Source organism: Candidatus Borkfalkia ceftriaxoniphila (assembly GCF_004134775.1).
Lineage (GTDB): Bacteria > Bacillota > Clostridia > Christensenellales > Borkfalkiaceae > Borkfalkia > Borkfalkia ceftriaxoniphila.
In genome coordinates this window covers 1,731,597-1,743,858 of record NZ_SDOZ01000002.1, presented here as the reverse complement: position 1 = coordinate 1,743,858, position 12,262 = coordinate 1,731,597, and the positions used below count along the sequence as shown (strand labels likewise).

Annotated in this window: 9 protein-coding genes; 4 read left to right on the top strand and 5 right to left on the bottom strand. The window is 55.5% G+C overall.

Features of this window, described 5'->3' with window-relative positions; translation table 11 throughout:
• Positions 1-133: 133 nt before the first annotated feature.
• A complete protein-coding gene (locus ESZ91_RS07845; RefSeq protein WP_129225872.1) occupies positions 134-745 on the bottom strand; it encodes a D-sedoheptulose-7-phosphate isomerase in 612 nt (203 codons plus the stop codon).
• Positions 746-1,885, bottom strand: a complete 1,140-nt coding sequence (locus ESZ91_RS07840; RefSeq protein WP_129225870.1) for an ROK family transcriptional regulator — start codon at positions 1,883-1,885, stop codon at positions 746-748. It abuts the gene before it with no gap.
• 125 nt (positions 1,886-2,010) lie between these two features.
• On the opposite strand from ESZ91_RS07840, the gene ESZ91_RS07835 reads away from it, so the two are divergent.
• The 4 genes from ESZ91_RS07835 to ESZ91_RS07820 are packed head-to-tail and all read left to right on the top strand — an operon-like array spanning position 2,011 to position 7,506.
• On the top strand, positions 2,011-2,724 hold the full coding sequence (locus tag ESZ91_RS07835) for a radical SAM protein (RefSeq protein WP_129225868.1): 714 nt from the start codon (positions 2,011-2,013) through the stop codon (positions 2,722-2,724).
• Between the two features lie 11 nt (positions 2,725-2,735).
• Positions 2,736-5,105, top strand: coding sequence for a pyruvate formate lyase family protein (locus ESZ91_RS07830; RefSeq protein ID WP_129225866.1), 2,370 nt, complete (start codon positions 2,736-2,738; stop codon positions 5,103-5,105).
• A gap of 8 nt (positions 5,106-5,113) precedes the next feature.
• Complete coding sequence (locus ESZ91_RS07825) at positions 5,114-6,466, top strand: sedoheptulokinase (RefSeq protein WP_129225863.1); 1,353 nt, start codon at positions 5,114-5,116, stop codon at positions 6,464-6,466.
• Positions 6,463-7,506: a class I mannose-6-phosphate isomerase gene (locus ESZ91_RS07820; RefSeq protein ID WP_129225861.1), complete on the top strand. Its 1,044-nt coding sequence runs from the start codon at positions 6,463-6,465 to the stop codon at positions 7,504-7,506. The genes ESZ91_RS07825 and ESZ91_RS07820 overlap by 4 nt, the downstream gene beginning before the upstream one ends.
• Positions 7,507-7,544: 38 nt before the next feature.
• Here ESZ91_RS07820 and ESZ91_RS07815 read toward each other — a convergent pair whose 3' ends face one another.
• From ESZ91_RS07815 to ESZ91_RS07805, 3 genes are read right to left on the bottom strand one after another with little or no spacing between them, the layout of a single operon-like run.
• Complete coding sequence (locus ESZ91_RS07815) at positions 7,545-9,440, bottom strand: hypothetical protein (protein ID WP_129225859.1); 1,896 nt, start codon at positions 9,438-9,440, stop codon at positions 7,545-7,547.
• A 17-nt stretch (positions 9,441-9,457) separates the two neighbouring features.
• Positions 9,458-11,362: a hypothetical protein gene (locus ESZ91_RS07810; protein WP_129225857.1), complete on the bottom strand. Its 1,905-nt coding sequence runs from the start codon at positions 11,360-11,362 to the stop codon at positions 9,458-9,460.
• Positions 11,363-11,370: 8 nt separating this feature from the next.
• Complete coding sequence (locus ESZ91_RS07805; RefSeq protein WP_129225855.1) at positions 11,371-12,261, bottom strand: carbohydrate ABC transporter permease; 891 nt, start codon at positions 12,259-12,261, stop codon at positions 11,371-11,373.
• Between the last annotated feature and the right edge of the window lies 1 nt (position 12,262).

Genomic DNA, 12,262 nt, shown 5'->3' with positions numbered 1-12,262 from the left:
TTCGGTTTACACATGAATAACTATTCATATAATAATATATTCATAATTATTTGTCAAGCGTTCCGAATAAAAAATTTATTTTTTCATAAAAAAAAGCGTTCCGCAAAAACGAAACGCTTATGATGCAGTTTATTCAGTCCCAACGCTCCGATTCCACGGCGGCGCAGAGCAGATGATACAGAGGCAGATGCAGTTCCTGCACGCGGTAGGTTTCCGCAGCGGGCACGTTTAAAAGCAGGTCGCATTCTTCTTTGAGCGCGCCGCCGCTTTGTCCCGTCATCGCGACGGTAAAGACGCCCTTTCTTTTTGCGACGCGCACGGCGCGCAGAACGCCCGCCGAATTGCCCGAAGTGGAAAGCCCGATGAGCACGTCGCCCGCGCAGCCCAGACCGTACACCTGCTGCGCGAAGATCCATTCGCCGCCGATATCATTTAGAACGGCCGTCGCAAGCGGAGAACTTTCCCCCAGGCACAGAGCGGGCACGGCGCCCTCCAATTTTCCGTAAACGGTTTCATCCCCGTCGGAGAGCGCAACGGGGCGTTTTTTCAAAAACGATTTCATCAGTTCGCCCACGATATGGCCGCTGTCGGAAAAACTGCCGCCGTTGCCGCAAGTCATGATCTTATTCGGCAGATAGACCCCCGCCATCTTTTCGACGGCAAGGCACGCGCGATCGAAAAGATAGGACATTTCGGGGTGCTCTTTGAAAAACGTTTCGATGAGACGATGCGTCGTTTCTTTCATTTAATCCTCCTGTCCGTCGGACTCGCCGACCAGATTCGCCGAGGCGAGAATTTCCACGTTCCCGATCTTCGACGTCACGATTTTGATTTTTTTCTTTTTGATGGAGCCCTCTTCCACGATCTTTTGCAGCCGCGCGGCAAAGATCTCTTCAAACCGATAGACGATCTCACCCGCGAATACGACCGCGTCCAGCGCAAACGAGTTGACCGCGTTGACGAGCAGGCGGCCGAGGTACAGCGTTTCCCGCCCGACAGCCTCCTTGCAGAGCGCGTCGCCTGCGAGGTACCCGTCGGCGATCCCCTCCCACGAACGATACGGGCAGCCGAGGCTCTGCGCATAGCGCAGGAGCGCTTTCATCGAGGCGTACAACTCCGCGCAGCCGAAATTGCCGCAACTGCATTTTTCGCCGTCCGAACGAAGGGAGGTGTGGCCGAATTCGCAGTCGAACCCCACGACGCGCCCGTCAGCATAGAGCATGACGCCGCTTCCGAGCCCCGAATCGACGATCAGTTCCATAAAACTGACGCCGCGCACATCGGGATTGTAGAAAGGTTCCGCCTGTGCCGCTGCGTTGGAATTGTTATCGAGACATACCGGACAGGAAAACGCGTCTTCGAAATATTTTCGGACGGGGAAATCATTCCACGCGGAGAGATTCGGGACTTTCAAAAGCGCGCCGCTCTCTCTGGAAAGCGGCCCCGGCATGGTGACGCCGATACCGAGGAAGACGCCTTCCGCCCCCTCTTTCATCGCCCGTATTATTTCGCAGATCTCTCCGAGCGCTTCCGTCGGCGCAAGATCGGCCGAAATTTCTTTCCGAAAGGAACGTATGATCTTGCCCCCGAAATCGACCAGGCCCAGCGTGTACGCCTCGCGCGAGATATTCAGCCCGATGCGGTGCCCGTAGCCGCCGCGCGTACGCAGCCCCACGGATCTGCGCCCAACCGCCGAAGGATTTTTGTCGCCCTCTTCGAGCATGCCGAGACGCAGGCACTCGTCCACGATTAGCGAGACCGCGGCGCGCGTGAGCCCCGTCCTTTTGGCAAGTTCCGCGCGGGAACAGCCCGTCTGCCGTATAAGCCGCAATATTTCCGCGCGGTTGCGCTTTTTCATCCGCGATGCGTTCAACGTGTTTTCCATTTCCTTTATTATACCCCGCGCGGAAAAATTTGTCAATCAAATAAAATTATTTGTTAATTCGATTTACAAATGAAAAAATTAGCGTTATACTATATTTGTCAAATCATTTAATTATCGAGGAAACAATGCAGATATTTCAAAAAGGTTTCAACTATTCGCAGGACGGTCCGGGCAATCGGCTGGTGTATCATCTGACGGGCTGCAATATGCGCTGCCCGTGGTGTTCCAACCCCGAGTGCATGGAAACGGGCGGCGAAAACTTATCGCCCGAAGAAATTTATTCGGAGGCGCTCTCCTGCCGCGCGCTGTTTTTCGACGGCGGCGGCGTGACCTTTACGGGCGGGGAGCCGACTTTGCAGTTCGAAGAATTGAAAACGGCGCTGATTCTTTTAAAAAAAGCGGGGATCTCCGCCGCCATCGAGAGCAACGCGACGCACCCGCGCCTTGCCGAACTTTTTCCCCTGCTCGACGCTTTGATCCTCGATTTCAAGCACTGGGATGACGGGGCGCACTTTGCGGCGACCGGACAGCATAACCGCGCGGTGAAAGAAAATCTTTGCGCCGCGTTTTCCCTGCACCCGAATCTGCTCGTCCGCACGGTGCTGATCAAAGGTTTCAACGACACGCAAAACGACGCGGAGGCGTTCGCCGCGTTTTATCGGAAAAACGGCGGCGAACGGGCGAAATTCGAGTTTTTGCCCTATCACGAGTACGGAAAGGCAAAGTGGAAAAAATGCGGGCGCGAATACGCCGTGACCGACGCGTTCGTGTCCGAACAGACCGTGCAGACTTACGCCGAAATCTATCGGCAAAATCATTTGAACGTCGTAAAGACGTAAAGGAGTAAGATATGCAGAAGGATAGCGTTTATACGGACAAAATCCTGGACGAAAAGGCGCGAAGGCTGTTCGCGAACGAGCGCAAGATCAAAAGGCTGGACGGATGGTTTCTGATCCGCGAGATCAGCGAAGAATACGAAAGCGCGCACCCTTTTATCCCCGCGGCACTGAGAAAAGCGCGCGCGCTTTTGCGGGTATGCGAACGCATTCCCCTCTCGCTCGACGAAAACGCGGTGTTCGCGGGCACCCAGAGGGACGCGTTCGCCAAGAGTTACGCGCTCATCAATCCCAACTTCAAAGTGAGCACTTTCAACGGCTACTGCGACCCTGCCGCGGTATTTCGCGACATCGAGCCGAACGAGGAATTTACCGAGGAGCGCATCGACAAGGTACGCCGCTTATCAGAACGGAGCGAATACGTCCGACGGCTGAAAATAGTGTACGAAGAGGCGGAAAACGATACGCGCGAGGCGGCGTATTTCGTCGAACAGGTGACGGGGCATCTCGTGCCCGACTTTCGCCCCGCCCTGCGGCGCGGCACGCACGCCCTGCGCGAGGAGGCGGAAAATGCGGCAAACGAGTGCGCGGACGCGGAGAAAAAGACCGTGTTCGAGGCGATGGATATAGCGCTCTCCTGCGCGGAAGTACTTGCAAAGAGGTACGCGGAACTTGCCAGACGGCTGCAAAAAACCGCGGACGGACAGCGCCGAGAAGAACTCGCCCTCCTCATACGCACGTTGGAAAAAGTGCCCGCGCGCGGGGCGGAGAATTTATTTGAGGCGCTGCAAAGTTTTATCTTATTGTGGCAGGTCATGTGCATGGAGCAGGCGCCCAATCCGTTCGCCTTTTCCGTGGGCAACGCGGACCGCATTTTCGAACCTTTCCGCGCCATTGAAAACACGCCGCGCGAAACGGCGGCGGGGCTGTTCAAACATCTGCTCGTCTTTTTCAACGTGGGCGACCGAAGTTGGGCGATCTCGCAGAATCTGATCGTCGGCGGCAAAAGCGCCGACGGGCGGGATCTGACGAATTTAACCTCTTACGCCCTGCTCGACGCTTATTACGAAATGAACCTGCCCCAGCCCATTCTTTCCGTCAAAGTGCACGGCGGCACGCCCGACGAACTGTATCGGGAAATGGGAAAATTCTTCTTCACGCCCGGCTGCCTTACACCGTCCGTATTCAACGACGATTCGCTCTTTCCCGTCTTAAAAAGCCGCGGCGCGGACGAAGAAGATCTAGAAAATTACGCGGTGGCGGGCTGTCAGGAACCGCTGATTTCGGGAAAAGACAACGGAAACACCACCAACAGTTGGCTCAATCTGGCAAAGATCCTCGAACTGACGCTCACGGACGGCGTTTCGCTCATCAGCGGCGCCGAGATCGGCGAAAAAAGCGGCAAAAGCGCGAAAGAGATCCTGCAAAACGTACGCGCGCTGTTTTACGAAAACGTCGAAAAGTTCGTATCGCGCATGGTGAAAGCCGCAAACGGCGCGACGGAGGCGGTCGCCGCCCTGCCCGTCCCCTTTCTCTCCGCCTTTCTCGGCGGCATGGAAAGCGGCGTCGACGCGCGCGACGTGCGGCGTCAGGGCACCAAATACAACGGCAGCGGGTGCCTGATCCACGGGCTCGCGGTGGTCGCGGATTCCTTCATCGCCATAGACGAATTTTTAAAAGACTATCCGAACGAAAGCGAACGGCTGATCAACGCTCTGAAAAATAATTTCGAAGGGGACGAACCGCTGCGGGAATACCTTCTTTCCCGCCCCAAATACGGCAACAATCTGGACGCGCCCGACAAGGAGGCGGCCGAGATCGCGGACAGGATCTCCCGACTCGTTTCCGCGCAGAGAAATTTGTTGAACAATCCTTTCCGCCCCGATTGGAGCAGTCCGTCCACCCACCTTTTGTACGGTTATTGGGTGGGCGCGACGCCCGACGGGCGCAAGGCGCGCGAAATGCTCGGCTACGGCGTCGATCCGCTGTACGGCGAAGCGACCAGCGGTCTGGGGTTCCGCCTGCTCTCGACAATGAAACTGCCCTTTGAGCGATTCGACGGCGGCTACGCTTCCCATCTCGGTCTGAATCCCCGCTATTTTACGGGAAAAACGATGGAAGAAAAGGGTCTGGAATTTAAGAAAAAGATTTTCGGTCCCCTGTTTTTCAGCGCCGATAAAGGCAAACCCGCGCCGTTTTACGTATATTTCAACGTGACTACTCCCGAAATGCTGCGAAAAGTGCTCGAACAGCCGCAAATTTACGCACCGAGCGGCGTGTATATCGTGCGCATTCACGGTACGTTCGTCAATTTTCTCGACTTGTCGCCCGAGATACAGAAGGATATCATCCGACGGCTGGACCTCGGTTCGACGACCTGTTAGGAGGCGGCATGAAGATCATCGGTATCGACGTGGGCACCACTACCGTGTGCGGCGCGGCGCTCGACGCGGACAGCGGAACTCTTTTGAGGGCGATCACGCTTGCCAACGACAGCGCCCTTCCCGCACGCCCTTTCGAACGGTTGCAGGACCCGCGGCGCATTTTCGAAATATGCAAGAAGTTGTACGGGGCGCTGCTCGCCGAATTTCCCGACGCGGCCGCCGTGGGGCTGACGGGGCAGATGCACGGCATGCTCTATCTCGACGGCAAGGGCGAGCCGCTCTCGCCCCTCTACACCTGGCAGGACGAGCGCGGGGAACGGTTGTTCGAGCGCGGCGAATCCTACGCGCAAGCCCTGACGCGGACGACCGGCCGTCGCATGGCGTCGGGCTACGGGCTGACGACGCTCTTTTACAATGAAATAAACCGACTTACGCCCGCGGGCGCGGCAAAAATCTGCACGATACACGATTTCGTCGCCATGAAACTCTGCGGCGCGTCCGCACCCGTCGCGCACGTTTCCGACGCCGCGAGTTTCGGTCTGTTCGATCTCGATCATCTCCGTTTCGATCTCGGCGCGGCGGAACGCGCAGATCTGCCCGTTTCCTTTCTGCCCGAAACGGCTTGCGGCTTAAAGATCATCGGCCGCACGGCGGAAAACGTCGCGGTGTGCGTCGCCGTCGGCGATAATCAGGCGAGCGTCCTCGCCTCCGTTACAAAGGACTCGGCGCTCGTGAACGTGGGCACGGGGAGCCAGGTTTCCGTCGTTTCGGATTGTTATCTGCCCGAGAGCGGCGCGGAATTCCGCCCCTATTTCGAGGGCAAATATTTAATGACGGGTTCGTCGCTCGCAGGCGGGTATGCCTATTCCCTTCTCAGAAATTTTTTCGCCGAAACGCTGAAAATGTTTTCGCTCTCCCTGCCCGATGACGCGTACGAACGCATGAACGGAGGAGCGAGGGAGACGATGCGCGCGCCGCGTAAGATCGAGTGCGCGCCCTATTTTTGCGGCACGCGCGAAAACCCCGCGCTGCGGGCGTCCTACGCGAATATCGGCGCGCAGGAATTTACGCCGCAGCAGTTCGCGCTTGCAACGCTTTCGGGCATATGCGAGGAACTGTATCGGGCGTTTCGCCGCTTTCCGCTCGAAAGAGCGCCGCAAACTTTGGTGGGTTCGGGAAACGGCATCCGAAAAAACGCGCTTTTGGCGCAACTCGTTGCCGAACGCTTTTCCCTGCCCCTTTTAATCCCCCTATACGAAGAGGAAGCGGCTGTCGGCGCGGCGCTCTGCGCCCTGTCCGCGCTGGAAAATACGCCCCTTTCCGATCTGAGCAACATGATACGCTATCGAGGAGAACAATGATGGAAGATACAAAACTCTGTACGCGCCCCCTGTTTTTCGAGCGCAACCGCGTGAGCCGCGTGTACCGCGGCGGACTTTTATTCCACGACTTTTTCGGCGACGAGCCGAAGGATTCCCGCAAACCCGAAGAATGGGTGGGAAGCCTTGTGCGTGCGATGGACAAAGAGGACGGCGAAGGTCTGTCCGTCGTGCGCGGCGAAAACGTTTCCTTTGCGGAACTTGCCGCACGCCGTCCCGAACTGCTGTTCGGAGAAAACAACCGTTTCGACGTGCTCGTGAAGGTGCTCGACAGCGCCGAACGGCTGCCCGTGCAGACGCACCCCGACAGGGCGTTTTCGGAAAAATATCTAAATAGCACGTTCGGCAAGACGGAAATGTGGCTGATCCTGAAAACGCGTCCCGATGCGTGTATTTATCTCGGGTTCGGACGAAAAATTTCCAAAGAAAGATTTTCCGAACTCGCGGAGCAAACGAAAACAGCCCCCGACGCGATGCTCCCCTATCTGAACCGCGTAGAGGTACGAGAGGGCGACGTCTATCTCATCCCCGCGCGCACGGTGCACGCGATCGGCGCGGGATGCCTGATCCTCGAAGTGCAGGAGCCGACCGATTTTACCATCCAGCCCGAATATTGGTGCGGCGACTATCTTTTAAACGAGCGGGAAATGTATCTGGGACTGAAAAAAGACGAGGCGCTCGACTGTTTCGACTTCGGGTCATGCGGGACCGACGTCGCTCTGCGCGCGAAAAAACGCCCGAAAATCATCCGAAAAACAAATGCCGCGCTTTGGGAATCTTTGATCGGCGAAAAAGACACGCCCTGTTTTTCGGTAGAGCGCCTGTCGATCACGCGGGGAAAAGAAACGCTCGGCCGCGCGCCCGCCCTGTGCGTCGTCCTCGAAGGCGAAGGCATGATTCGGGGCGAAAATTACGGCGAACAACTGAAAAGAGGCGATTATTTCTTTTTGCCCGCCTGCGCCGCGGATAAATATTTTATTTCTTCGGAAAGTTCTATACAGATCGCCGTATGTAAAAACTGAAAAAGCCCCGTACCGACATTTCGGTACGGGGCTTTTCGTTATGCGATTTTATATGCGTAATTGAGCCTGCCGAGGGGCGCGCTGTCGCCCGAATAGTAGAAATCGTCGATATCTCCGAATTTTTGCAGATTGTCGGTCGCTTTGACGCCGACGACGGTATGCTCCCTGACGCCGAGCAAGGAGAGCGGGATTTGGTAAAGCACGGTCTTATCGGAAACCGAACAGACCGCGTTTCCGACGGCGCTCGCCGCACTGCCGACGCCCGTGAATTTCTCCACGCGCGCGCTGTTGCCTTCCATGCCGCGGCCGACGACGAAATCGTAATTCTCCCAGCCCTTCCCGCCGCAGGAAAGATAGACGTTCATCCAGTTTTCGTCGTTTCCCGCGCGCTCGGTGATCTTCTCCTTGCAAATCACGGCGACGTACAGATTATTTTCGTCGTTGCCGATCAAAACTTTTACGATATTGTTGCGGTCGGTGCGGTCAGTATAATCGTAAATATCGCCTACCGAAAAGGACGTGCGCGGCGCGGCGTCCGCGCCGACGTCGCAAAACACGGCGGGAAGCGCGGAAACGTCTGCGGCGGAAGCGACGGACGCCTTTTCGAAGAGCGCCACGTTATCGGTATTGTTTACCGATTTCCCCTTGAAATTCCGCACGTTGCGGGCGATCTGCATATAGTAGTTGTCACCGTAGCCGCCCTTCATCATCTCCGCATCGCGCGAAAAAGCGCAGTTGAACAGGTCGTTGAACACCGCATACGAAGTGGAGTAACTGATCTTGGGCGCCGCCCACTCGTTCCAGCCCGTGATCGTGACCATGTTCAGATCGTCTTTCGCGTTTAAAGCGTTTTTCCACTGAAACTCGAAATTGGTGCCCGCAAGCACGTTGTCGGGATCGACGCCGTATTCGTTCGGTTCGTTCTCCGTCCAGCCCCGCGCGCGGTATGCGTAACTGTGCCCGCCCTTCAAACTGTCGAGATAACTCGTGCTCGACCAGGAGCGCACGTGCTGCGCGACGGAAACATTCATCGTGCCGCCGTGATTCGGCTGGCTCGTGCCCGCCTCGTTCCATTCGATCCAAGGAAAAGAGTTTTCGTCCGCGGAGTCCGAAGGCCACTGCATCTCTTTGAGCCACAGATTTTTTTGGATCTTTTCGTCCGTGACCTTGGAAAAATGCCCGACGACCATGGGTTTATACGCGGGATTGATCTCCCTGTCGCCGCGGAACCAACAGGTTTTGTATTTGGAATCGGTGTACCAGTTTTCGTAGAGCGAGGAAACTTTCGCCGCGCTGTCCGACTCGTTGTCGGGAAGCATAAAGGTGAGAAGGGGCACGTTTTCATACCCTTCTTCCTGCAATTCCAGAATGACTTTCAAAATCGCCTGCACGGCAGTCGAATATTCGTAGGTGGAATTGGAATAATCCAGATACAGAAAATCGATGCCCGCCTGCATGAATAACTCCATATGGCGGCGTATCACCCACTCGTCCTCCGACTTATAGTAGCCGTAAAGCGGCTCGCCCCAGTAATGAAAGGAAGTGTACGGGCTGATCTCCGCATCGTACGCGGCGCTGTCGGGAAGGGCGAAGAGCGGATTGTTCTCCGTTTCGCTGCCGTATCGTTCCAACAATTTGGAAATGTCGTAGATCTTGTTATGACCGCTCGCGCCGAGGTTGACGAAATAGAAGATGCCGACGTATTTGTTTTCGACGCCCGCGGTCGGCTCGACGCGCCTGCCGAGACTGTCCGTTCCCATGAGTTGCGAATAGGTGAATTCCTCTTCGGAAAGCGCAGCCAGCATTTCGTTGAGTTCTTTTTGCTCCGCGGATATCTGACCGCCCGGCGGATCGTCGCCGCCGCCCGACGGCGCGCAGCCGCACAGTCCCGCAGCGAGCAGCGCCGAAAGAATTAAGGCAAGAAATTTTTTCATGGATCTCCCTCCCTGATTCATGCGATTTTATACGCGTAATTGAGCCGCCCCATCGGCGCGCTGTCTCCGTGCGTGTAAAATTCGTCCGCGTCGCACAGTTTCTGCAAATTATCCGTTGCTTTCACGCCGATTGTCGTCTTTGACGTTACGCCCAAAAGGTTTAAGGGAATGCTGTAAACGACGGTGTTGCCCGAAACGGCAAAATTTGCCTCGCCCTTGTCCGTCGCTTTTCCGTCCGCGGAGAGCGACTGCACGCTCGCTTTCTTTCCGTGAAACGAGCGCCCCACGATAAAGTCGTAACCCTGCCAGCCCGCGCCGCCGCAGGACAGGTACAGATTCATCCAGTTTTCGTCCTTGCCGTTATATTCTTCGATATCGCTCTTGCAGGTGACGGCAACGTACAGATTTTGCGCATCGTTTGCGATTTTGAGCGATTCGATGTCGTTGCGGGCTGTATCGTCCTCGTACACGAGCGACGGATCGACCGACTGATAGTTCCGCGCGATCGTGGAAACGCCCAGATCGAGGTATTTGCGCGAAACTTTATCCCAGGAAGAAAGATCGTCGATATCGATGGAGGTCTGTTCGAAGAGCGCCACGTTGTCGCTTTCCTCGACGGTGATGCCCTTGAATCTGCGGATATTCTCCACGAGTTGCATATAATAATTGTCCCCGTAGCCGCCCGCCATCATTTCCGCGTCGCGCGAGTACGCCATGTTGAAACTGTCCACGTACATACCGCGGTCGGATACGGAACTTGCGGGATCGTCGGGCGGAAGTTTGCGCACGATCCACTCGTTCCAGCCCGTGACGGTGACCATGTTCACTTCCGTTTCCGATTCGAACACGTTGTTCCATTGATAATCGAAATTATCGCCGCGCAGCACGCTCTCGTCGTCCGCGCCGTGGTCGAGGCCCAATTCGGGTTTCCAACCGCGCGCGCGGTAATCGGCTTTGGGATTGAAATACGCCTCGCTGGAAGCCTCTCCTCCCTGCGATACGGAAACGTTCATGATGCCGTTATGGTTTTTCTGATATACGTTCCAGTCCATCCAGGGGATGGCGTCGGCGTTGAATATCTGACCAGGCCATTGTATATATTTCAGCCAGAACATATCCTTGTATTCCTCTTCGCAATTCGACCAGTTGCCCACGAGCAGAGGCTTTTGCGAGGGGTTCATCGTTTCGTCCGCGCGGAACCAGCAGGATTCGTATTTTTTCAAATTGCTGCCGCTGAAATACGTGGATACCACGCTCGCCATCGTATATGCCGCGCCGCCCGGATCCATGCCGCTCAAAAAGAACGTGACCTGCGGCACGTCGTAACCCTCTTTCTGCATATCTAAAATTGCATCCAGAAGGGCTTTCGTCGCCTCGGGATAAATAATGTTATTCGTGTAATCCAAATACAGAAAATCGATATCCGCATAGGCGAAAAGTTCCAGATGTTTTCTCAAAACCCAGGGATCTTCGCTGCAATAATAGCCGTAGAGCGGTTCGCCCCAATAGTGCGCCAATTCTTCGGGACTGAGCGAAGGGTCGTAGTATTCGCTGGTCGGCCCCGTCGAGATCGCGGTGATGGGACTGGTGTAGACGGTCCTGTCGGGAAACTGTTCCAACAGTTTGGTGATGTCGTAAATTTTATCCGTGTGGTAGCCGTTGGCGACGAAATAGAACATACCGACGTATTTTTCGTTCTGTCCCGCGGTCGCGCTCACCTTGCGCCCCAAAGCGTCCGTGCCGTTCATCTGCGCGAGCGTAAACTGTTCGTCGTCCAGTGTCGAAAGCGCGTCGTTGACCTCTTTCTGCGTATCCTTTGCAGGCGCAGGCGGCTCGGGAGAACCCGAACCGTCGCATCCGAACAAAGATAAAGCCATGATCAGCGCAAAGAAAAACGCGGCGCATTTTTTGAAAATTCTCATCTTACCTCCTATCCTTTAAGACCGCCGATCTTGATGCCCCCGATCATCTGTTTCTGGAAGATCAGATAGAGCGCCATCGGCAGGAACGTCATACATACCGCCATCGCCATTTTCGCGTTGGAGAAGATCGCCGCGGCGCCCGAAGAACTGAACTGTTTATAGAAGGCGACCGCAATGGTCATCTTTTCCAGCGTCGTTAAATAAATGAGCGGCCCCTGAAAATCCGACCAACGCCCGATGACTGTGCTGATGCCGATAAACAACAGCACGTTTTTACACATCGGCAGCATGATATACAGGAAAATCTGGAACATATTCGCGCCGTCGATGGTGGCGGCGTTGTCGTAATCGCGCGGAATGGCGCGCAAAAACTGGATCATGAGGAAAATGTTCATGGCGCCGCCGCCGAAAAAGGCGGTCACCCACTGCGAGGCGAGATTGTCCACCAGCCCGAACGCGTTGAACATGACGTACGTCGGCACCATGACCACCGCGCCCGGCAGCATGACCGTGCTCATCATGATCATGAACATGGCGTTCTTGCCCTTGAAATTTCGGCGCGCGAAAGGATAAGCCGCCATAAAGCCCGTAAGCGGGATAAATATTCCGTTGATGAGAACGACGATCAAGGAATTTTGAAAGTACGTCCAGTATTCCAGAAATATTTTATAATTGGAAAAATACACCCCCGACTTCGGGAACAGCATGGGCGTCGGCGCGTTCGCGTCCACGAGGTTCATCAGGCTCTTGGAAACCATAAAGATATAGGGAAACAGAAGAAAGAGCGCGAGCAGGACCATCACGAAAAATTTCGCGACGAGAACGATTGTTTCGCGCAATTTTTTGCGGGAACGGCTTCTTCGCAAAAACTCGTGCGATGAGATCGGAATTTCTTTCATC